The organism is Cellulomonas sp. PS-H5 (assembly GCF_019265565.1).
Taxonomy (GTDB): domain Bacteria; phylum Actinomycetota; class Actinomycetes; order Actinomycetales; family Cellulomonadaceae; genus Cellulomonas.
Window position 1 is genome coordinate 21,708 of record NZ_JAHVCI010000024.1, and the last position, 22,354, is coordinate 44,061.

Consider the following 22,354-nt stretch of genomic DNA (forward strand, 5'->3'; position numbering starts at 1 on the left):
ATGGCCGCCATGCCTTCCGCCAGCAGCGCGCGGATGCTCGTCGTCGTGCCGGCCTGGAACGAGCAGGACACCGTCGCAGGCGTCGTCTCCGAGCTCTTCTCCGCCGTCCCGGACGCGGACGTCCTCGTCGTCGACGACGGGTCCACCGACCGCACCGCCGAGGAGGCAGCGCGCGCCGGCGCGCTCGTCCTCGAGCTCCCCATCAACCTCGGCGTCGGCGGCGCGATGCGCGCGGGGTACACCTACGCGATGCGCAAGGGCTACGACCTGGCCGTCCAGGTGGACGCCGACGGGCAGCACGACCCCGCCGAGATCCCGCAGCTGCTGGAGACCATGCGCCGCGAGCAGGCCGACATCGTGATCGGCGCCCGGTTCGCGGGCGTCGGCGACTACGAGGCGCGCGGTCCGCGCCGCTGGTCGATGCGGATGCTCGCGGGCGTGCTGTCCCGGGTGTGCCGGACCTCCCTCACCGACGCGACCTCGGGGTTCAAGCTGAGCGGCCGACGCGCGATCACGCTGTTCTCCGGCAACTACCCCGCCGAGTACCTGGGGGACACCGTCGAGTCGCTGGTGATCGCCGCGCGCGCCGGTCTGGTCGTGCGCCAGGTCGGGGTCGCCATGCGGCCGCGCGCCGGCGGGCGGCCGTCGCACTCGCCCGTGCGCGCCGCCGTCTTCCTCGGGCGCGCCGCGCTCGCGCTCGTCATCGCGTTGTCCCGGCCGACCGTCGCCGCCCAGCCGGCGCTCGAGATCGAGGGGACCGCATGAGGCTCACGATCATCTCCATCGTCGTGTGCCTGGCGCTGGTGCTCTCGCTGCTGCACCTGCTGCGCACCCGACGGATCCGGGAGAAGTACGCCGCCGTCTGGATCGTGCTGACGCTGGCGGTCGTCGTGATCGGCGTGTTCCCGGGGTTGGCGTTCTGGCTGTCGGACCTGGTCGGCGTCCAGACGCCCGCCAACCTGCTGTTCGCGCTGGCCTCCCTCGTGCTCCTCGCCGTGTGCATCCAGCTGAGCACCGAGGTCTCCACCCTCGAGGAGGAGAGCCGCACGCTCGCCGAGGAGGTCGCGCTGCTGCGGCTCGAGATGCGCCAGCACCTGACCCGTGCCCAGGGCCCGTCCGGCCCGCCGCACCCCGAGCAGCCCGGCGGCGCGCCGCGCACGAGCGAGGAGGACGCCCGGTGAGGTCCCACGACAAGGTGTTCTGGGGCTGGTGGGCCGTGCTCTTCGTGCTGTCGTCCCTGTGGGCGGTGGCCAACCCCCTCATGGCGTCGCCCGACGAGCCCGCCCACACCGTCAAGGCGGCCTCGGTCGTCCGCGGCCAGCTCACCGGTCCGGACACCACCGGCGGCACGTCCGTCGACGTGCCGTACTTCTACCGGTTCGTCACCGCGTACCCCACGTGCTACATGTTCGTCCCGGACGAGCCCGCCGGGTGCGACCTGACGCCCACGGAGGACCTGGACGAACCGTCCGACGCCGTGACCCCGGCAGGGCGGTACAACCCCCTCTACTACGCGGTCGTGGGTCTGCCGAGCCTGCTCCCGGCGGGTGATCCCGTGCTCTACGGCATGCGGATCCTGTCCGCCGCGTTCACCACCTTCTTCGTGGCCCTCGGGCTGCGCGCGCTCGCCCAGACCGGACCGCCCACGTGGGCGGTGCCCGGGGTCGCGGGCGCCCTGACGCCGATGATCGTGTTCCTGACGTCGACCGTGAACCCGGCGGCCATCGAGATCACGGCCGCGTTCGCGCTCTGGTGCCAGCTCCTCGCCCTGCTCCGGCACCCCGACCCGGCCCTCGTGCGCAGCCGCATGTGGTGGATCGCCCTCTCGACCGCGTTCTTCGTCAACGCCCGAGGGCTGTCGCTGCTCTACTGCGCGATCCTGGTCGCGGCGGTGCTGCTGATCTCGCCGTGGCGGTCGTTCGTCGAGGTGGTCCGCCGGCGCGCCTCCTGGCCGCCCCTGGCCGCGATCGTCCTGTCGTGCCTCGCCGCGGCCGCCTGGGTGGTCGGCACCAACTCCCTGGGCTCGGGCGCTGCGGTGAACCACCCGGACATGACCTTCCCCAACGCCGCGCGCCTGAGCGTCTACGCCTGGGACGGCTTCGTGCTCAACATGGTCGGCCAGTTCGGCTGGATGGACACGCCGCTCGAGGGCTGGGTGCTCATGGCGTACGCCGCCGGCGCCGCGTTCGTCGTCCTGGTCGCCCTCGCGGTCGGCACCTGGCGCGAGCGCGCCGTGATCGGCCTGGTCGCCGCGGCGACCTACGTGGTGCCGGTGGTGATCCACGCGTCCCAGGCCCACTACCTCGGGTTCATCTGGCAGGGCCGCTACATCCTCCCCGTCGCGATCGGGGTGCCGCTGCTCGCGGCGTTCGTCGTGCACCGGCGGTCGCGGGAGGTCCCGGTGGCGTGGCTGGCCGGGGTCCAGCGCCTCGGCGTCTCCCTCGCGGTGGTGCTCGGCTCGCTGCTCGCGGTCGTCCAGCTCGTGGCCTTCGCGCAGAACCTGCACCGGTACGTGAACGGCGACGACGGTGGCTGGTTCTCGCTCGCACCGGACGCCTGGCTCCCGCCGCTCCCGCTGCCGCTGCTGGCGCTCCTCGCCGTCGTCGCCGCGGCGGCGTTCGGCGCGGCCGTGGTGCTCACCGCGCGCGCCGGCGCGACAGCGGCCACCGGGACAGGCGTCGAGCCGTCGGGCAGCACCGAGCGGCCGGCCGTCGGGTCGGCGGTGTGACGACCTCCTCCGTCAGCGTGGTCGTGGTGACCTGGAACGGCCTCGACCTCACGCTCCGCTGCCTCGACTCGCTCGACCGCCAGCGGGCCCCCGGTCGCGCCGTCGAGGTGCTCGTCGTCGACAACGGGTCCACCGACGGCACGGTCGAGGCGCTGCGGGAACGTCCCGGTGTCCGCCTGGTGCCGCTCGGCCGGAACACCGGATTCGCGGGCGGCGTCAACGCCGGTGTCGCCGCGTCGTCCGGAGACGTCGTCGTGCTGCTGAACAACGACGCGGTCGCGGAGCCCGGGCTCGTCGAGCAGCTCGTCGCGCCCTTCGACGCCTCCGGTGCGGAGCGGCTCGGCGCGACGACCGGCAGGGTCGCGCTCCGCGGCCGGTTCCGTCCGGGGCGCGCGGGCGAGGCAGGGCTGGTCGACCACGCCGGCAGGACCTGGGTGCGGGTCCCGGACGGGGAGGTCGGCAGCGAGCGGCTGAACAGCACGGGCAACGAGGTCACGCGCGCCGCGAACGGCCGGGACCGGGACTGGCTCGCCGACGCCGCCGGGCCCCCCGCCTCCGTGGACGTCTTCGGGTTCAACGGCGGCTGCGCGGCGCTGTCACGTGCGGCGCTGTCGGACGTGGGCCCGTTCGACGAGTCGCTGTTCATGTACTACGAGGACACCGAGCTCTCCTGGCGGCTGCGCCGGCGCGGCTGGACCGTCGCCCACGTGGACGGTGCCCGGACGGTGCACGACCACGCCGGCTCGTCCGACGCGACGTCCGCGTTCTTCCGCGACCACAACGAGCGGAACCGCCTGCTCGTGGCGCTCCTGCACGCGCCGGCGCCGGTCGTCGCCCGCGCGTTCGCCCGTGCCGGCGTCCGGGCGGTGCTCGGACCCGAGCGCGGGCGCCGTGCCCGCGCGCTGGTCGCCGTCGCCCGCCGGGCCCCGGCCGCGCTGCGCCGGCGCCGCGCGGTCGACCGTACCGCGCGGGTGCCGCGCCCGGTCGTGGCCGCCCTGCTCGTGGCCGAGGGCCCGTCACGGTGAGCGACGCCGGGCCGGTCCACGCCGGCGTGACCGTCGAGCAGGCCTGGCAGCGGGTGCCGGGGGGCTCGGCGTCCTACCTGCTCGCGCTCCTGGACGCGCTCCGCCACCGTGACGACGTCCGCGCGACCGGGCTGGCCGCGGCCCACCGGCACCACGAGCCGGACGAGCTCCGGGTGCCCGTGCCGGTCCGGTCGCTGCCCCTGCCGCGCTACGCGCTCTACCGGGCGTGGAACCACCTGTCCGCGCCGCGCCCCGAGTGGCTGGTCCGCGACCTCGACGTGGTGCACGCCTCCACGTGGGCGATCCCGCCGACCTCGCGCCCTCTCGTGGTGACCGTGCACGACGTCGCCTTCCTCCGCGACCCCGCCCACTTCACGCCGCGCGGCGTCCGGTTCTTCACCCGCGCCCTGGAGCGCACCCGCGACGAGGCCGCCGCGGTGGTCGTGCCGTCCCGGGCGACCGCGGACGACTGCGTCGCCGCCGGGATCGCCCCGGAGCGGCTGCACGTCGTCCCGCACGGCGCGCCGGGGTGGACCGTGACCGCGTCGGACGTGGCCGAGGTACGCACCCGCCTCGGGCTGCCCGAGCGCTTCGTGCTCTGGTGCGGGACCTTCGAGCCGCGCAAGAACGTCGGCGGTCTGCTCGCCGCGTTCGCCCGGCTGGCCGAGCGCGACCCCGACGTCCGGCTGGTCCTGGTGGGCCCGCCCGGCTGGGGCGAGGTCCCGGCCCGCCCGGCACCGGGGCCGTGGGAGCGCCGTGTCGTCGAGCTCGGTCGGCTGTCCACCTCCGACCTGCGGGCGACCTACGCGGCCGCGGCCGCGTTCTGCTTCCCGTCCACCTGGGAGGGCTTCGGCCTGCCGGTGCTGGAGGCGATGTCCGTCGGCACCCCGGTGGTCACCTCCCGCGGGACCTCGATGGCCGAGGTGGTCGCCGGGGCGGGGGTCCTCGTGGACCCGCTGGACCCCGAGGACCTCGCCGCGGGGATGGAGCGCGCGCTTTCCGAGGAGGGGCCGCTCCTCGGGGCCGCCGGCCGGGCACGCAGCCAGGCGTTCACCTGGTCCGACGCCGCGGCCCGGCACGCGGCCGTGTACCGCGGGGCCGCGGCCGGCCGCTGAGACGCGCGTCCCGCCGTTCCCCGGTGCGCCGACCCCCGGGTCGCTACCCTCGGACCAACCCCGCCACGGAAAGCGAGCTCGCGTGCACCTCCTGATCGTCACGACCTCCGGGACGGCGGGGGCCGCGCGGCTCACCGCGGGGTCCGCCGTCGCCGTCGGCGCCGAGGTGCAGGTCCTCGACCTCGACGCCGGCTACGTCCCCGCCGCCGGGGAGCGGGTCCTGTCCCCCGCCGACGCCGGGGTCGATCCCGCCCAGCTGCACCGGTGGGCCGCCCGCCACCCGCTCGACGTGGTCCGGTCGCTCGCCGCGCGCCGGCTCCTCGCCGCCCGCGCGGCGGCGGGCGCGCACGCCGCGGTGGTGCTCGCGGCGCCGGGCGTCCTCCTGCTCGCTCCCCCGGACGCGCTCGCGTCGGCGGCGGACCGGCACGGCCTCGCCCTGGTGGTCCGACCGGTCCCGCCCGCCGACGGCCGCCGGCCGGACGCGGGCGACCTGGGCCGGGCGGGCGCCGTGGAGCCGGCTCTCCTGGCGGTGCGGCCCGACCGCGCCGACGTGCTCGCGGCCTGGGAGGAGGTGCTCGCCGGCGTCGGCCCCCGGGACGACGGTCAGCACGCGTGGCCCGGCGTCCTGACCGCGCTGCCGCACGCCGCGGACCGTGCTGCGGGCACCCTGGTGTCGCCGTGGTCGCTGCGGCGCGAGCACCACCTCGCCGAGGACCCCCGGCGCGGGCTCCTGCTCGACGGCACCCCGGTGGTGGCGGTCGACCTCACGGCCACGGACCCCGCGCGCCCGTGGCTGCTCGACGGCGGGATCGCGGGCGACCCGCGCGCCCGGCTCAGCGACCACCCGGCGCTCGCGACCCGGGTCGCCGACGCCGCGGCCGTCCTCGCGGCGGCGACCGCCGCGCCGGACCCGGGCGCCGACCTGGCCCGCACGAGCGTCGGCGCGCGCCTCGACCCTGCGTTCCGCACCCTCTACCGCGAGCAGGGCTCCGCGGTGACGGCGCCGGACCCGTTCGACCCGGCCCGGCGGCAGGAGCTCCTGGACTGGCTCACCCAGCCGTCCGGGTCCGGCGCACCCGGCCGGTACCTGCTCGCGATCCGCGCGGCGCGGCCCGACCTGGCCGCCGCCTTCCCGTGGGTGCCCGGTCGCGACGAGGAGGCGTTCGTCGGCTGGGCCGCGGACCACGCCGCGAGCGAGGGGTACGACGCCGCGCTCGTCGAGGAGTCCGTGCGCCGGTGGACGCCCCCGCCCCCACCGCCTGCCACCTTCGGACCGGGTGTCAACGTCGTCGGCTTCCTCCGCGGGGAGCTGGGCATCGGCGAGTCGGCCCGGCAGGTGGTCGGCGCCCTCGCCGCCGCGGGGGTGCCGCACGTGGCGGTCCCGGTGGAGACCCACCTCAGCAGCCGCCAGCGGCCGGCGGGGCCCGCGACGGGCCCGGTCCGGGCACCGCTGGCGACGACCGTGCTCTGCGTGAACGCGGACCTGACGCCGACCGTGGCCGCGGGCCTGCCCGTCGCGTACGACCGGACCTACCGCATCGGCATGTGGTACTGGGAGGTCGAGGACTTCCCCGCGTCCCAGCACGGCGGGTTCGCCGCGGTCGAGGAGGTGTGGGTCGCCACGGACTTCATCCGGGACGCGATCGCGCCGCACACGGCGCTCCCGGTGACCACGCTGACGCCACCGCTCCCCCAGCGGCCGGCCGCGCCGGCACTCGGTCGGGCGGACCTCGGCCTCCCCGAGGGGCCGCTGTTCCTGTTCGCCTTCGACTTCCTCAGCACCGCGGAACGCAAGAACCCCCTCGGCCTCGTCGACGCCTTCTGCGCAGCCTTCGGCCCGGAGGACGGGCCGGTGCTGGTGGTGAAGTCGATCAACGCCGACCAGCGGCCCGCGGACGCGGAGCGACTGCGGCTGCGCGTCGCGGGCCTGCCCCACGTCCTGCTGCTCGAGGAGTACCTGGACGCGGACGCGCGCGACGCGCTCATGGCGGCGTGCGACTGCTACGTCTCGCTGCACCGCAGCGAGGGGCTCGGCCTGACCATGGCGGAGGCCATGGCCTGGGGCAAGCCGGTGATCGCCACCCGGTACAGCGGCAACCTGCAGTTCATGACGGACGCGAACAGCTACCTGGTGGACTGGACCCCCGTGCCGATCCCGGACGACGCGGCGCCGTACCCGGCCGGCTCGACGTGGGCCGAGCCGGACCTGGACCACGCCGCCCGGCTGATGCGCGAGGTGGTGGCGCACCCCGAGCAGGCGCGTGCCCGCGGGGAGCGCGCCGCGGGGGACATCGCGACGCTGCACTCCCCGGCCGCCGCCGGGCGCCGGGTGGCGGCGCGGCTCGCCGAGATCGCGCAGGACCGCCCGGAGGCGGCGCAGGCCTCCCCCGGGCGGCGGCTGCTCGGCCGGCTCCGCGGCGCCGCCCGGGGATGAGCCGAGGACCGACGGTCAGGCGCCGCCGGTCATCCGGCGCACGCGGCCGGTGGCCCGCCGGACCACCTCGCCGACGCCGCCTGCGCGCAGGTAGTCCTTCGCCAGCGCGAGGTCGCCCCGCACGGTCGGGCGCGGGCGGGCGTCCGGCTCGCGCCGGTCCTGCTCGGCCGTGCCCCGGAGCGCCACGTCGGCGGCCCGCCGCGGGTCCCGGCAGAACTCGATGAGCGGCCGGAGCACCCGAGACCACGCGTAGTCCGTCGCGAACCCCCGCACGGCGGCACGCGCCGCCTCGGCCGCCGGCACGTCGTAGAGCATCTCCTCGAGCGCGGCCTCGAGCGCCTCGACGTCCTCCGCCGGTACGACCCGGCCGAGCCCACGCTCGCGGATCAGCGCGCCGAACGTGTCCCCGTCGGTGGCGACGATCGGCAGGGAGGCCCACAGGTAGTCGAGGATCCGGGTGCGGAAGCTGAACGCCGTCTCGACGTGCTGGAAGTGCGTCGAGACGCCCAGGTCCGCGTCGAGCAGGTAGTCCGCGCGCTCCTCGTAGGGCACCCAGCCCTCGTTGAAGAACACGTGCCGACCGGTGAGCCCCAGCTCGCGCGCGAGCTCCTGCGTGCGCCAGGCGACCTCCATCTCGGGCACGCCCGGGTTGGGGTGCTTGAGACCGAGGAAGTACAGCCGGACGTCCGGGCGGCGCTCGGCCAGCCGCGCCACCGCGCGGATCAGGGTCAGCGGGTCGAACCAGTTGTAGATCCCGCCGCCCCACAGGATCACCTTGTCGTCGGGGCCGATGCCCTCGACCGTGCCCTTGATGCCGTGCCGGCGCTGGACCGGCGGCTCGTCGGCGATCCCGAACGGGACGACCGCCAGCAGGTTGTCGAGGTTCGCCTGCTCGTCGTAGACGGCGGGGTTGACCCGGCCCTGGCTGGCGAGGTGCCCGAGCCAGAAGTCCCGCTGCTTGTCCGAGGCGCAGAGCAGGAGGTCGGCGCGTCGGATCTGCTCGTTCAGCACGTCGGTGGTGGCGCGCACGGCGCGCACGCGGCCGTCGGGCCCGAGGTCCCGGGCCTGCTCGAGCTGCTCCAGGTGCATCGGGTCGTAGATGTCCGCCACGACGACCTTGGGGCTGTCCTTGAGCCAGGGCGCCTGCTCGAGCAGGAAGCCCTGGAAGATGATCACGTCGGCCCAGCGGGTCGGCTCCCGCAGGCCGGCACCGTGCGCGTACTCGACCGAGAAGTCCGGCGACGACCGCTTCGCCCCGCCGGTCGACAGCAGCCGCACGTCGTGCTCCCCCGCCAGCGCGCTGGCGATCTCCCACGCGCGGATCGCCGGCCCGGCCATGCGCTCCAGCAGCGGCTCGCCGGTCACGACGAGGACCCGGTGCCTGCTGTTGACGTGCTCGGCGATGCCGAACGCCTCGACCAGCGTGTCGTGCGCCGCGAGGTAGGAGGGCATGCCGTACGCCGGCTCGAGCGCCTTGCGGAACAGCGGGAAGAGCTCGCGGTCGCTGCGCCGGCGCGCGGCCTGCAGCTCCCGTCGGGACTCCAGGAGCGTCGGGAGCTGCTCGACGAGGTAGTCGACCGCGAACGTCCCGGTCAGGGCCATCTTGGGCAGCTCGAGGCTGCCGACGTCGTCCCCGCCGGGCGACCGCTGCAGGTCCAGGGACGTGGCGTCGACGTCCGCCCGCGCGAGCGACCGCCGGACGGCCAGGGCCATCGCGGCGGGCAGGGCGCGCGCGAGCGACTCGTCGTCGTAGTTCTTGTACATCGAGAGCAGCGCGTTCCGCTCGAGCAGGTAGCTCTCGCGGAAGTTCCCGAACTTCTTCATCGTCACGTGGTGCTTGTGGAACGCGACCGACCCGGGCACGTACCGGACGCGGTGGCCGAGCAGGTTCAACCGCCAGCCCAGGTCCACGTCCTCGTAGAACATGAAGAACCGCTCGTCGAAACCACCGACCTCGCGGTAGAGCTCGGTGCGCACGAACATCGCCGCGCCCGTGCCGAAGAGGACGTCGTGCGCGGTGTCCCACTGCCCCGTGTCGGGCTTCTCGACCTCGCGCTTGTAGCCCATCCCGAACCAGGTCAGGGAGCCGTCGACGTAGTCGATCAGGCCGCCCTCCCAGTCGAGGACCTTCGACGCGACCGAGCCGACCTCCGGGTCTGCCCGCATCGCGTCCACCGCGGCACGGACCCAGCCGCGGTCCGGCCGGGCGTCGTTGTTGATGAACGCGACGAACTCGCCGGTCGCGTGCGCCACGCCGAGGTTGCACCCGCCGGCGAAGCCGGTGTTCGACCCCGCGTCCACCACGAGGGCGCCGGGCACCGCGGCGCGGATCCGCTCCACGCTGCCGTCGCCCGAGTCGTTGTCCACCACGATCAGCTCGAGGTCCGCGGCGGGCCAGTCGACCTCGTCGAAGGCCCGCAGGCAGGTGATCGTGTCCTCCGCCCCGCGGTAGTTCACGAGGACGACGGACACCACGCCCGGCCGCACCTGCGGTCGCTTCTCCTTGCCGCTGCTCACGCCCCGGCCTCCCTCTCCGCCAGCTCCAGGTCGTGGTCGACCATGCGTCCCACGACCTCCTCGAACGTCACGCTCGGGGTCCATCCGAGCTCGCGGCGCGCCTTGCCCGCGTCACCCACCATCACCGAGGCGTCGGCCGGGCGGAAGAACTCGGGGTCGCTCTCGACGTGGTCCGCCCAGTCGTCCCCGAGCCCGGCGCGTCGCAGGGCCGCCTCCGCGAACTCCGCGACGGTGTGCGTCGTCCCGCTCGCCACGACGAAGTCGTCGGGCACGTCGTGCCGCGCAGCGCGGACCATCGCGTCGACGTAGTCGGGCGCCCAGCCCCAGTCGCGGCGAGCCGCGAGGTTGCCCAGGCGGATCGTGCCCGATCCCTCGCGGGCGATCCGTGCGGCGGCTGACGTGATCTTGCGCGTGACGAACGTCGTGGGCCGCCGGGGCGACTCGTGGTTGAACAGGATGCACGTCGCGACGTGCAGCCCCCGGCCCCGGTAGACCGCGGCGGCGTGGTGCGCGAACGCCTTCGCCGCGCCGTAGGGCGACACCGGTCGCACCGGGGTCGACTCGTCCTGGGGCGAGACCGCCGCGTCCCCGAAGATCTCGGAGCTGCTCGCCTGGACGAACGCGACGCGACGACCGGTCCGGTCCTGCAGCCGGGCGGCCGCGTCGAGCAGGACCGTCACCGACAGCCCGCTGAGCCGACCCGTGAGGACGGGCTCGCGCCAGGACTGAGCGACGGAGCTGATCCCCGCGAGGTTGTACACCTCGTCGGGCTCGACCTCGTCGACCAGCCGGCGCAGCCCGTCCTCGTCGCCGAGGTCGCCCTCGTGCAGCACGACGCCCCGGGCGAGCGCGTCGGACGCCGCAGCAGCGGCGTCCGACGCGCGCACGAGGCCGTGGACCTCGGCGCCCTCGGCGACGAGCCGCTCAGCGAGGTAGCTCCCGTCCTGCCCGGTGACGCCCGTGATGACGACACGTGCCACGCGTCAGAGCCCAGCCTGGGCGCGCTGCTCCTGCAGGTCGTTCTCGACCATCATGGTGACCAGCTGCGTGAAGTCGACCTTCGGCTCCCAGCCCAGGACCTCACGGGCCTTGGTCGGGTCGCCGATGAGCAGGTCGACCTCGGCCGGGCGCATGAACGCCGGGTCCTGGCGGACGTAGCCCGACCAGTCGTCGATGCCGACCGCCGAGAACGCGATGTCGAGCAGCTCGCCGATCGCGTGGGTCTCGCCCGTCGCCACCACGTAGTCGTCGGCGGTGTCCTGCTGCAGCATCCGCCACATCGCCTCGACGTAGTCGCCGGCGAAGCCCCAGTCGCGCTTGGCGTCCAGGTTGCCCATCACGATCTCGTCCTGGAGGCCGAGCTTGATGCGCGCGACGGCCTGCGACACCTTGCGGGTCACGAACTCCGGGCCGCGGCGGGGCGACTCGTGGTTGAACAGGATGCCCGACGACGCGTGCATCCCGTACGACTCGCGGTAGTTGATCGTCATGTAGTGGCCGAACACCTTGGCCACGCCGTACGGCGACCGGGGCCACAGCAGGGTGGACTCGCGCTGCGGCACCTCCTGCACCTTGCCGAACATCTCCGAGCTGGACGCCTGGTAGAAGCGCACCCGCGTCGGGTCGTCGTGCGAGTACAGCCGCACGGCCTCGAGCATGTTGAGCACGCCCTTGCCCGTCACCTCGGACGTGAGCAGGGCGTTGTCCCAGGAGTACGCGACGAACGAGATCGCACCGAGGTTGTAGACCTCGTCCGGCTGGGCCACCTCGAGCGCGCGGATCAGGCTCGACATGTCCGTGAGGTCACCGGTCACCAGCTTGACGTCCGGCACCGTGGTGCGGACCAGGTCGAGCTTCGGGTTGTTCTGGCCGCGGATCAGGCCGTAGACCTCGTAGCCCTTGGACAGCAGGAGCTCGGAGAGGTAGAGACCGTCCTGGCCCGTGATACCGGTGATGAGTGCGCGGGGCATGATTCCTCGTGGGGTCTGGGAACAGTGGGTGCCGAGACTACCGACTCCGCTGCTCCCGCGGGTACACCACGGCGCCCGCACCCCCGGGCCGTGCCCTGACCGCGCCCCTATGATGGCTGGCGTGCACCAGCAGCCTCCCTTCGTGTCGAACGCGCAGAACGGCGAGGACGTCGTCCTCTGGAGGGCCCTGGGGCACCTGCCCACGGGGACCTACGTCGAGGTGGGGGCCAACCACCCGCGCGAGGACTCCGCGACGCGCGCGTTCTACGACCGCGGCTGGCAGGGCGTGACCGTCGAGCCGGTCCCGGCGTACGCGGAGCTGCACCGCCGGGAGCGGCCCCGGGACACCCTCGTGCAGGCCGCCGTGACGGACCGCGAGGGCGACGTCGTGCTGCACGTCATCCCGGAGAGCGGCCTGTCCACGCTCGTGGACGAGGTCAGCGCCGAGCACGCCCGGCACGGGTTCGCGCCCGAGGACGTGACCGTCCCCGCCGTGCGCCTGGACGCGGTCGTGGCGGAGGCCGGCCTGGCCGACGCGCCCGTGCACTTCCTGCTCGTCGACGTGGAGGGCGCGGAGGGCGACGTCCTCGCGAGCGTCGACCTCACGCGGTGGCGGCCCTGGGTGCTCGTGGTGGAGTCCACCGCGCCCAACTCGACGGAGCAGACGCACGGCGCCTGGGAGCCCGGCGTGCTCGCGGCCGGGTACGAGCTCTGCCTCTTCGACGGGGTCTCGCGCTTCTACGTGGCCCGCGAGCACGCCGACGAGCTCCGCGCCCGGCTCTCCTACCCCGCCTGCGTGCTCGACCACTACGTCACCCGCCGTGCCGTCCGGCTGGAGGAGGAGCGGGCCGAGGCGATCCGCGACGCCGTGCACTGGCGCACGCGCGCGCTGGTCGGCTGGGCCGACTCGCTCGCCGCCACCGCCGCGCCCGCACCCGGCGACGACGAGGAGGTCCGCCGGCTGCGCGCCGAGGTCGTCGCGATCCGGCAGACGCTGTCCTGGCGGGTGACGCGCCCGCTGCGCGGGGCCCGCCGGGTGCTCGCGGCGGTGCGGGCAGCCCGATGAGCGTGCTGACGACGCGGTCGCGGGGCAGCGAGACCGGCGATCCCGAGGTCCTGCTGCGCGCCCTGGACCAGCGGCTGCACGCCGCCGCGGTGGTGCTGCTCGGGGACGCGCGCGCCCGGGCGGCGACGGACATCGAGCCCGGCAGCGTCAGCGCGCAGCTGCTGGAGCAGCTGGTGGCGCACGCCGCCGGGGCGGGCGACGCCGACCGCTGGCTGCTGCTGACCGCCGTCCGTGCCTCGTTCCCCACGGCCCGCGACCTGGTCGACCTGCGGCGCGCGCTCGCCACCGCGCCGGCCCGCACGGTCGCCACGTCCCTGCTGGACGGGGTGCTCGGCGCGCCGGGGCTCGGGCGGCCCGACCTGCCGATGGACGTCGTGGAAGGCGGCGTCGTCGTCGACGTCGACTTCAGCGCGCGCAACGACACCCACACCGGCATCCACCGCGTCGTCCGGGAGACCGTCCCGCGCTGGCGGGACCGGGACGTGACGCCGGTCGCGTGGATCGACCAGTACTCGGCCTTCCGCCGGCTCGCGCCCCGTGAGGAGGACCGGGTCCTGCGGTACGGGCAGGACGTCACCCCGGCCGACGCGTCCGGGTACGCGCCGCGCCTGGTGGTGCCGTGGCGCTCCACGGTGGTCCTGCCCGACGTGCCGAACGGCGACGCCGGGGAGCACCTCGCCGCGCTCGCCCGGTTCTCGGGCAACCGCCTGTCGATGATCGGGTACGACATGATCCCGATCACCAGCGCCGAGACGCGGCCGCAGCACGACGCCGTCGTGTTCGGCCAGTACCTGACCGTCGTCAAGCACGCGCACCGGGTGGCCGGGATCAGCCGCTCGGCGACCGCCGAGTTCGCCGGGTTCGCCGACGCGCTCGCCGCGCAGGACCTGCCCGGTCCCGTGGTGCGCGAGGTCCGGCTCGTCGAGGACGCGCCGCCGACCGGCACCGCACCGCCGGCGGGCCCGCGCCCGCGCGTGCTGTGCGTCGCGAGCCGCGAGCCGCACAAGAACCAGCGGGCGGTGCTGCACGCCGCCGAGCGCCTGTGGCGGGAGGGTCTCGACTTCGAGCTCGAGCTGATCGGCGGTCCCGGCTGGAGCGACGCGCTGCTGGCCCCGGCGATCGCCCGGGCGCGCGAGGCGGGCCGCCCGCTCCTCGACAGCGGCCGGGTCCCCGACGACTACCTGTGGTCCGCCCTGCGCGGCGCGGCGTTCACGGTGTTCGTCTCGTTGCACGAGGGGTACGGCCTCCCGGTCGCCGACTCGCTCGCCTGCGGTACCCCGGTGGTCACGTCCGACTTCGGCAGCCAGCTCGAGATCGCCGAGGGCGGCGGCTGCCTGACCGTGGACCCGCGCGACGACGACGCGATCACGCACGCGATGCGTCGCCTGCTCACCGAGCCGGCGACCCTGGCGGAGCTGCGCGCCCAGGCCCTGGCCCGGCCGGGGCGCACCTGGGACGAGTACGCGGAGGAGCTGTGGCAGGTGCTCGTGGGCGAGGAGGCGGACCGGTGAGACGGATGCGCGTACGGACGACGCCCGCCGCGTCGGTCGAGGCCGACCGGCGCGCCGCCGCGGCCTGGGACGAGCGGCTGCCGCTGCTCGCCGCCGCCCTCGACCGGCCGGCGCCCGGCGGCCGCCCTGCGGCCGAGGGCCGGCTCGGTCCGGCGCTGGCCGCGCTCGTCGAGCCCACGGACCGCTCGCAGGTGTGGCTCGCGCTCGCCGTGCTCACCGGCAGGCTGCCCGAGGAGGACACGGTCCTCGAGACCGCGCGCGCGGCGGAGTTCTCCGACGACGCGCTCGCGGAGGCGGTCACGGCGCACACGACGCCGCAGAGCGCGGGCTGGGAGGTGCGGGTCGCGACCGGCACCACCGTGGTCGACGTGGCCCACACCGCCTCGACCACCCTCACGACGGGGATCCAGCGCGTCGCCCGGGAGACGGCGCGACGCTGGCTGCGGGACCACGCGTGCGAGGCGGTGTCCTGGACCCAGGGCTTCGAGGCACCGCGCGAGCTCACGGCGGTCGAGCACGACCGGATCGTCAGCGCCCGCGCGGCGGACGAGGACCGCGAGTCGGAGCAGACCACGGTCGTGGTCCCGTGGCGCTCGCGCTACCTGCTCCCCGAGCTCGCGGCCGAGCCCCCGCGCGCGGCGCGCCTGCGCGCCTTCGCCCGGTTCAGCGGCAACCGGACGGGCGTCATCGGCTTCGACTGCGTGCCGATCACCTCGGCCGAGACGACGCAGCTCGGCTTCGCCGGCGTGTTCGCGGGCAACCTCGCCGCGGTGCGGTGGTTCGACCGCGTCGCGACGATCTCCGAGGCAGCCCGGACCGAGTACCGCGGGTGGACGCGCATGGTCGGCGCCATCGGCCTCACGGGCCCGGAGGTCGAGGCCGTGCTCCTGCCCGTCGAGGCCCCGGAGTCGACCGAGGAGGACCTGGCCGCGGCCCGGCGCCGGTTCGTCGTGCCCGGCCTCCCCCTCGTGCTCGTCGTCGGCAGCCACGAGCCACGCAAGAACCACGCGGCCGTGCTGCACGCGGCCGAGCTGCTCTGGCGCGAGGGGCACGAGTTCAGCCTCAGCTTCGTGGGCGGCAACGCCTGGGACAGCGAGGCGTTCCAGGCCCGGCTCGCGGCCGCGCAGGCCGCCGGCCGGCCGGTGGAGACCGGCAGCAAGATCGCCGACGAGCACCTGTGGGCGGCGTACCGGCTCGCCCGGTTCACGGTGTTCCCGTCGTTCAACGAGGGGTACGGGCTGCCGGTCGCGGAGTCGCTCGCCGTCGGGACACCGGCGATCACCTCGGGCTTCGGCAGCATGCAGGAGATCGCCGCCGGCGGCGGGGCCCTGCTGGTCGACCCGCACGACGACGCGTCGGTCGCGGACGCGATGCGCACGCTGCTCACCGACGGGGCCACGCTCCGTCGGCTGCGCGCGGAGGCGGCGGCGCGGCCGGCACGGACCTGGGACGACTACGCGGCCGAGACCTGGACCTCGCTGACGTCCTGACGACCCCGGCGCGGTCGGCGCCGACCGGCGGCACGACGGAGGGCCGGCCCCCGCGGGGTGCCGGCCCTCCGTCGTGCCGCCGTCAGCCGGTCACGGGTACCGCGCGATCGCGCGCGCCCGGTACTCGAGGCTGCCGGCGATGCCGGTCCGCACCGCGCCCTCGCCGTGCTGGAGGAGCACCTGAGCCCACGCGGCCTGGCCGGTCGGGTCGGGGGCGCGGCCGAGGAAGGTCTGGTAGTAGTCGCCGGCCCGGACGGCCGCCGCCTCACCCGACCACCAGATGGAGTCCACGACCCAGGCCCGGCCCTGCGAGCCGACGAGCGACACCCACTGGGCCACCTCGGCCTGGCCGGCGCCGCGCCGCAGCATCGTGGTGTACAGCCGCTGGACGTAGCCCTCCCACGTACCGCCGGACGCGGCGAAGTACTCGTCGGAGTCGTAGAACCGGCGCTGGACGTCGTCGACGGTCGCCTGCCGGGCGCGGATCGCGACCAGCCACGCCTCCGCGCCGACCGGGTCGGGCTCGCGCCCGAGCACCTCCCGGTACGCCTTGGCGACGCGCTTGGAGATGTACTCGTCGCTCCGGGTGAGCGTGTCCACCAGCACCGACTGGCTGGTGCCGGACAGCAGCGCGGCGGACCACCCCTGCAGGCCGGTGGGATCGGGCCCGCGGCCGAGCAGGTCGACGTAGAGGGCCGTCACGACCGACGCGGCCTCGGCCGGCGAGGTCCAGCTGATGCTGAACCAGTCGCTCTTGAGACCGAGCGCGACGCGCACCTCGTTCCCGGTCATCGTGCGGGAGCCGGACGAGCCGGACACCGTGACCTGCAGCACGCGGCCGCCGTCGGCGCCGAGCCCGTTGCGCCGGGTGACGGCGATCGACCGGATGGTCCCGACGCCGAGCTGGGCCGAGGCCGTCGCGACCGGGATGCTGGTGACCCAGGTGTGGTTGGGGTTCGAGGCGGTGTCGTCGCCCTCGTCGACCACGGCCGGGAAGACGCCGCCCGCGGTGTACCCGCCCGTCGACGAGCTGAACTCCGTGCGCACGACCGCCCCCGTGCCGGGGACGACCCGGACCACACCGGCGGTGCTGTCGATCGCCTGGTTCGTGGTGGCGGCGTCGAGCACCGTCTGCGCCTGGCTCCAGGCCTGGAACGCGGCGCCGGAGTAGACCTGGCACGCCGTGGTGTCGCACGTCGTGGCACCCGACGGGCGGGTGCCGGACAGGGCGTAGCTGCGCGCCGCGACGGACTGCGCCATCAGCGCCTGCATCCCGCGCCCGCCGCCCGCCGTGCCCCAGGACGACGGCGACTCGCGGGGCACCACGCCGCGCAGGTAGTCCTCCGAGCCGAGGCGGTTGAACGTCATCTGGCTACCGCTGACGCGCTGGACGGACAGCGTCCCGCGGTACGCCCGCTCGCCGGCCGACTCGCAGACCCGGATCAGGCGGTCGAAGCCGGCCTGGCTCGCCGTCCCGATCTCCAGGGCCCCCGCGCGGTACGAGCCCGCGAGCGGGGTCCACGTCGGCCCGGCGCACGTCGTCGACGTGAAGAGCTGCACCGAGCCGTCGGCCTGGGCGCGCGCCAGGATCGCGACGTTCCCGCTGCCCACGGCCGCCCCGTTGACCCGCAGGTCCCGCCCGATCGCGACGAGCTCCCTGCCGTTCAGCGCGGTGAGCTCGACGGTCAGCTCGCGGTTGCCCACGTTCCCGGCGACGGTCCCGCCGTAGTAGTGGTCGAGGATCTGCGCGGCCGACCAGCCGTGGTCCACGGCGTAGCCGAGGGCGCCGTACTGGCCCATCCCGCGGCCGTGGCCCCAGCCGTGGCCGGTGACCGTGAGCGTGTCGCCGGCGGCGGCCTCCGCGCGGTCCACGGGGGCGCCGGCGACCAGGGCCACCGCCGCCACGAGGGCGAGGGTCGTGAGGCGCGCGACCGCCCGCGCGAGTCTGACGGGCATGCTGCTCCGATCGTCCGCGGCCCGCGGGCGCGGACCGGCGGGCCCAGTATCCCCGTCGCCGTCGTCCCCGGGGCGGTTTCGCCGGGGTGCGTCCGGGTGACGGGTAGAGTGTCGGCGCCGGTCGGGCAGTCCCGACCGTCGCCGACCCCCAGGAGAACGATGGACCTCCGCGACGCCCGCGCTCTGGAGCTCGCCGCCCAGCCGCTGCGCACCGCCGGCACCCGACCCGGCGTCTTCCGCGGCTTCGGCCACTCGGTGAAGGACATCTGGGCGCACCGCGAGCTGCTGGACCTGCTCATCAAGCGGGAGGTCAAGGCCCGCTACAAGGACAGCGCGCTCGGCTTCGTGTGGAGTCTGATGCGGCCCCTCGCGATGCTGCTCATCTACTACATCGCGCTCGGCAAGTTCCTCGGCGCCGCCCGGGACATCCCGGACTTCGCGATCTTCATCTACACCGGGCTGACCGCCTGGGGCCTGTTCTCCGAGGCGGTGTCCACGGGGACGGCCTCGATCGTGCAGAACGCCGGCCTGGTCAAGAAGGTCTACCTGCCGCGGGAGATCTTCCCGCTGGCCTCGATGGGCTCGGCCCTGTTCAACTTCGCCATCCAGCTCGGCATCCTCGTCGTCGCGACGATCGCCGTGGGGAACTTCCCCGCCGGGACGCGCTGGGGCTACCTCCCGCTGTCGCTCGCGGTGATCGTCGTGACCGCGCTCGGCTGGTCGCTGCTGCTGTCCGCGATCAACGTCTACCTGCGCGACATCCAGTACCTCGTCGAGATCGCGATCATGATCGCCTTCTGGGCCTCCCCGATCGTGTACTCGTGGGCGCTGGTGCAGGGCGAGCTCAGCGGGACGTTGCAGCAGCTCTACCTCACCAACCCGATGACCGCCGCGATCATGGGCTTCCAGCAGACGTTCTGGGTCGCCGGCGACGGCCAGCCGGTCCCCGACGACCTGACGGGCATGCTCTGGGCCTGGCTCGGGATCGGGATCGTGTTCACCTTCGTCGCCCAGCGCGTGTTCGCGCGCCTGCAGGGCAACTTCGCTCAGGAGCTCTGATGGCCACCACCACCGTCGTCGAGGTCCACGACCTGTCCAAGCGGTTCGTGATCCGCAAGGAGAAGTCGCTCAAGGAGCGCATCGTCAACTTCGGGCGCTCCAACCTCCACAAGGAGGACTTCTGGGCGCTGCGCGACGTGGAGCTCGAGATCGAGTCGGGCACGACCGTCGGCCTCGTCGGCCCCAACGGGTCCGGCAAGAGCACCCTGCTCAAGGCGATCGGCGGCATCCTGCAGCCCACGTCGGGGACCGTGCGCACCCGCGGCCGCATGGCCGCCCTGCTCGAGCTCGGCGCCGGCTTCCACCCGGACCTCACCGGGCGCGAGAACGTCTACCTGAACGCCTCGATCCTCGGGCTGTCGACCGCGCAGACGGACAAGTACTTCGACGCCATCGTCGACTTCTCCGGCATCGAGCGGTTCATCGACACCCAGGTGAAGTTCTACTCGTCGGGCATGTACGTCCGGCTCGCGTTCGCCGTCGCGGTGCACGTGGACCCGGACATCCTGCTCGTGGACGAGGTGCTCGCCGTCGGCGACGAGCCGTTCCAGCGCAAGTGCATGGACCGCATCCGCGAGTTCCAGCACGACGGGCGCACGATCGTGCTGGTGACCCACTCGCTCGACCAGGTCGCCGACGTCTGCGACCGCGCCGTCGTGCTCGAGAGCGGGCGCGTGATCGCCGACGGCGAGACGCGCGACGCCCTGCGGACGCTGCGGCACGAGTTCGACCAGCAGCGCCAGGAGGACCTCGAGCACCGGCGGGAGACCGCGGAGCGCATCGAGGAGCCCGCGGCTCCCCGGGTGACGGTCGAGTCCGTGGAGCTGCTCGGCGCGGACGGCGCGCCCGTCTCGACGATCGCACCGGGGGCCGACGTGGCGATCGCCGTGACGGTCCAGGCCACCGAGGCCGTGGCAGACCCGACGATCGGCGTCGGCATCGAGACCGGGCTCGGCGTCAACGTGCTGGGCACCAACACGACGCTGCTCGGGCTCACGCTGCCGCCGCTGATCGGCCGGCAGCGCTTCGAGATCCGGCTGCGCGACCTGCGCCTCGGCGAGGGCAGCTACACCTGCCACGGGGCCGTCGCCGGCCCCAGCGGTGCCGAGCTCGCCCGGCTCCGGGAGTCCGCCAGCTTCACGGTGACCTCCGACGGGACGACCGTGGGCCCGGTGTGGGCCTCGCCCGAGCTGGTGCTCGACCGCGTGCAGGGCTGACCCCCCGCACGCCCGGACCTCCCCCGGGGACGACGGAGGGCCGGCACCCACCGGGGTGCCGGCCCTCCGTCGTCCTCCCGCGCTAGCGGCTCACGGGAACCGTGCGATCGCCCGTCCGCGGTACTCCAGGCTCCCCGCGATCCCGGTGCGCACGGCACCCTCGCCCCGCTGGAGCAGGACCTGCGCCCAGGCGGCCTGCCCGGTCGGGTCGGGACCCCGTCCGAGGAACGTCTGGTAGTAGTCGCCGGAGCGGATCGACGCGGCCTCGACCGACCACCAGATGGAGTCGACGACCCACGCGCGCCCGTGCTTCCCCGCGAGCGACACCCACTGGTTCACCTCCGCCGCGGTCGCCCCCCGCCGGAGCATGGTGGTGTACAGCCGCTGGACGTAGCCCTGCATCGTGCCGCCGGAGGCCGCGAAGTACTCGTCGGAGTCGTAGAAGCGCCGCTGCACGTCGTCGACGGTCGCCTGGCCGCCGCGGATCGCCACGAGCCAGTTGTTCGCCCCCACGCCCTCCGGCTCGCGGCCGAGCACCTCCCGGTACGCCTTCGCGACCCGCTTCGAGATGTACTCGTCGCTGCGGGTCAGGCTGTCGACGAGCGCCGACTGGCTGGTCCCGGACAGCAGCGCCGCCGACCAGCCCTGCAGGCCGGTCGGGTCCGGGCCGCGGCCCAGCAGGTCCGTGTAGAGCGCGGTGACCACCGAGCGCGACGCCGCGTACTCGGCGGGGTCGAAGTAGGCGGCGCGCGCCTGGTCGCGGATCGCCTGCAGCACGGAGTACCCGCCGTTGCCGGGGCAGGCCGTGTACGACACGTCCCGGTGCCCGAACACGCGCGGCAGCGTGACCGTCGTGTTCTGGTACTTCGAGTTCTCGCCCACGCCGGTGCGGTACGACATCCAGCCGCCGGGGTCCACGTTGTACGCGCCCAGCCGCCAGCCGATGACGGCGGCCACCCCGGCGACCGTGCCCGCGGACGGCGCGGCGTCGTACGTGCCGAGCATGGCCACGCCCACCGTGCCGGTGTTGAAGCCACCGGCGTGCACCCCGATCACGGCGCCCGTCATGCTGCCGACGCGCCCCTCGTAGATGTTGCCCCACTTGTCGACGACGAAGTTGTACCCCAGGTCGCACCAGCCGCGACCGGTCATGTGGTACCGCTGGTCGTTCCGGATCATCTGCATCGCCTCGGCGACGCTGCCGTAGCTGTTGGAGCCCGCCGTGTGGTGGACCACGGCGCCGACCAGCGAGCTCGCCGTGTCGGGCGTGCAGCTGGCTGCCGCCGCACCCCACTGCCCGCGGAGGTAGATGCCGGGCGCAGCGGCCGCGGCCTGCACCGAGGCGGTGGCACCGGTGGTCGACGCGGCGGTGCGCACCACCGCGTCGCCGGTCGCCGCCGCGCCCTCGACGACCGGACCGGCCGGCGCAGGCGTCGCCGCCGCGTCGACGTCCTCGTCGGATCCGACCAGCACCACCCGCAGGTCGTCCGGGCCGCCCGCCTGCGTCGCCGCGAACGACAGCTGCACCGCCTCGGCCTCGCCGAACCAGACGGACGCGGTGCCGCCGCGGACGCCGGACTCCGCGTCAGGGGTCCCCGCGTCCGGCGCGACGTCGTCGACGGCCAGCGCCTCCCAGTCCGACCAGCCCTCGCCGGTGCGGGAGCGGACCTGCGCGTCCAGCGCCGTCACGTCGCCCGCGGCCGCCGGCCAGGTGAGGCCGAGCGTCTGCGCGTCGTCGGCCGGGATCTCCGCGGTCACGAGCCGGTCGCCCTCGGCCGCCGCCGACGGACCGGGGTCCGTCGAGGGCTCCGGGCTCGCGGACGGCTCCGGGCTCGCGGAGGGTTCCGGGCTCGCGGAGGCGTCGCCGCCCCCGGCGGGACCGGGCTCCGCCGTGTCGGGACCGGCCGACCGGAGCGCCGCGGACCCGGGCACCGGTGCCGCGGGCTCGGCGACGACCGCGCCGTCGGGGACGTCGGTCGGCGCGACGACCGCCCCGGTCGCGTCCGTCGCCGGGACCACCACCGGCACGTCCGAGACCGTCACGTCGGCCTCGTCCTGCGGCGTCGCGGCGGCCGGTGCGACGGCCGGCGCCCGGTCGGCGGTCGCCGCGACGGGCGCGGCGATGCCGGGGCCGGCGACCAGCGCGGCCGCCAGGAGGATCCGGGTGAGCATGGTGAGGTCCTGACGTCGACGAAGGGGTTGCTGGCAGTTTCAGGTGCCGTTGACGAGCGGTCAAGCCTCGTCCCGGCGCGCCGTCAGGGCTCAC

At 74.8% G+C, this 22,354-nt stretch carries 16 protein-coding genes; 11 read left to right on the top strand and 5 right to left on the bottom strand.

Going from position 1 to position 22,354, the window contains the following annotated elements; all coding sequences use genetic code 11:
* Positions 1 to 9 precede the first annotated feature (9 nt).
* The 6 genes from J5O08_RS11130 to J5O08_RS21355 all read left to right on the top strand — a co-directional run bounded on the left by J5O08_RS11130 (position 10) and on the right by J5O08_RS21355 (position 7,302).
* Positions 10 to 765 carry a glycosyltransferase family 2 protein gene (locus tag J5O08_RS11130; protein WP_218706926.1) on the top strand — a complete coding sequence of 252 codons (756 nt, stop codon included), beginning with the start codon at positions 10 to 12 and terminating at the stop codon, positions 763 to 765.
* The gene (locus tag J5O08_RS11135; RefSeq protein WP_218706928.1) at positions 762 to 1,181 is read left to right on the top strand and encodes a DUF2304 domain-containing protein; all 420 of its coding nucleotides are present in this window, start codon (positions 762 to 764) and stop codon (positions 1,179 to 1,181) included. The genes J5O08_RS11130 and J5O08_RS11135 overlap by 4 nt, the downstream gene beginning before the upstream one ends.
* Complete coding sequence (locus J5O08_RS11140; protein ID WP_218706930.1) at positions 1,178 to 2,728, top strand: DUF2142 domain-containing protein; 1,551 nt, start codon at positions 1,178 to 1,180, stop codon at positions 2,726 to 2,728. The genes J5O08_RS11135 and J5O08_RS11140 overlap by 4 nt, the downstream gene beginning before the upstream one ends.
* Positions 2,725 to 3,753, top strand: a complete 1,029-nt coding sequence (locus tag J5O08_RS21350) for a glycosyltransferase family 2 protein (RefSeq protein WP_218706932.1) — start codon at positions 2,725 to 2,727, stop codon at positions 3,751 to 3,753. The genes J5O08_RS11140 and J5O08_RS21350 overlap by 4 nt, the downstream gene beginning before the upstream one ends.
* Positions 3,750 to 4,868: a glycosyltransferase family 1 protein gene (locus J5O08_RS11150; protein WP_218706933.1), complete on the top strand. Its 1,119-nt coding sequence runs from the start codon at positions 3,750 to 3,752 to the stop codon at positions 4,866 to 4,868. Before J5O08_RS21350 ends, J5O08_RS11150 begins: the two co-directional genes overlap by 4 nt.
* Before the next feature lie 82 nt (positions 4,869 to 4,950).
* Complete coding sequence (locus J5O08_RS21355; protein ID WP_218706934.1) at positions 4,951 to 7,302, top strand: glycosyltransferase; 2,352 nt, start codon at positions 4,951 to 4,953, stop codon at positions 7,300 to 7,302.
* 15 nt (positions 7,303 to 7,317) lie between these two features.
* Here J5O08_RS21355 and J5O08_RS11160 read toward each other — a convergent pair whose 3' ends face one another.
* Genes J5O08_RS11160 through J5O08_RS11170 form a run of 3 tightly spaced genes read right to left on the bottom strand, consistent with a single transcriptional unit; the run spans position 7,318 to position 11,789 of the window.
* On the bottom strand, positions 7,318 to 9,819 hold the full coding sequence (locus J5O08_RS11160; RefSeq protein ID WP_308281560.1) for a glycosyltransferase: 2,502 nt from the start codon (positions 9,817 to 9,819) through the stop codon (positions 7,318 to 7,320).
* Positions 9,816 to 10,799: a GDP-mannose 4,6-dehydratase gene (locus J5O08_RS11165; protein ID WP_218706936.1), complete on the bottom strand. Its 984-nt coding sequence runs from the start codon at positions 10,797 to 10,799 to the stop codon at positions 9,816 to 9,818. Before J5O08_RS11165 ends, J5O08_RS11160 begins: the two co-directional genes overlap by 4 nt.
* Positions 10,800 to 10,802: 3 nt before the next feature.
* Positions 10,803 to 11,789, bottom strand: a complete 987-nt coding sequence (locus tag J5O08_RS11170) for a GDP-mannose 4,6-dehydratase (RefSeq protein ID WP_218706937.1) — start codon at positions 11,787 to 11,789, stop codon at positions 10,803 to 10,805.
* A gap of 121 nt (positions 11,790 to 11,910) precedes the next feature.
* On the opposite strand from J5O08_RS11170, the gene J5O08_RS11175 reads away from it, so the two are divergent.
* From J5O08_RS11175 to J5O08_RS11185, 3 genes are read left to right on the top strand one after another with little or no spacing between them, the layout of a single operon-like run.
* The gene (locus J5O08_RS11175) at positions 11,911 to 12,855 is read left to right on the top strand and encodes an FkbM family methyltransferase (RefSeq protein ID WP_218706938.1); all 945 of its coding nucleotides are present in this window, start codon (positions 11,911 to 11,913) and stop codon (positions 12,853 to 12,855) included.
* Positions 12,852 to 14,366: a glycosyltransferase family 1 protein gene (locus J5O08_RS11180; protein ID WP_218706939.1), complete on the top strand. Its 1,515-nt coding sequence runs from the start codon at positions 12,852 to 12,854 to the stop codon at positions 14,364 to 14,366. Before J5O08_RS11175 ends, J5O08_RS11180 begins: the two co-directional genes overlap by 4 nt.
* Before the next feature lie 5 nt (positions 14,367 to 14,371).
* Complete coding sequence (locus tag J5O08_RS11185) at positions 14,372 to 15,856, top strand: glycosyltransferase (RefSeq protein WP_255589650.1); 1,485 nt, start codon at positions 14,372 to 14,374, stop codon at positions 15,854 to 15,856.
* 90 nt (positions 15,857 to 15,946) lie between these two features.
* Here J5O08_RS11185 and J5O08_RS11190 read toward each other — a convergent pair whose 3' ends face one another.
* On the bottom strand, positions 15,947 to 17,812 hold the full coding sequence (locus J5O08_RS11190) for a DUF4214 domain-containing protein (RefSeq protein ID WP_218706941.1): 1,866 nt from the start codon (positions 17,810 to 17,812) through the stop codon (positions 15,947 to 15,949).
* 159 nt (positions 17,813 to 17,971) lie between these two features.
* On the opposite strand from J5O08_RS11190, the gene J5O08_RS11195 reads away from it, so the two are divergent.
* Both J5O08_RS11195 and J5O08_RS11200 read left to right on the top strand, forming a co-directional pair.
* Positions 17,972 to 18,871: an ABC transporter permease gene (locus tag J5O08_RS11195; protein WP_218706942.1), complete on the top strand. Its 900-nt coding sequence runs from the start codon at positions 17,972 to 17,974 to the stop codon at positions 18,869 to 18,871.
* A complete protein-coding gene (locus tag J5O08_RS11200) occupies positions 18,871 to 20,088 on the top strand; it encodes an ABC transporter ATP-binding protein (protein ID WP_218706943.1) in 1,218 nt (405 codons plus the stop codon). The genes J5O08_RS11195 and J5O08_RS11200 overlap by 1 nt, the downstream gene beginning before the upstream one ends.
* Positions 20,089 to 20,178: 90 nt before the next feature.
* On the opposite strand, the gene J5O08_RS11205 is transcribed toward J5O08_RS11200, so the two are convergent.
* Complete coding sequence (locus J5O08_RS11205) at positions 20,179 to 22,260, bottom strand: DUF4214 domain-containing protein (protein WP_218706944.1); 2,082 nt, start codon at positions 22,258 to 22,260, stop codon at positions 20,179 to 20,181.
* Between the last annotated feature and the right edge of the window lie 94 nt (positions 22,261 to 22,354).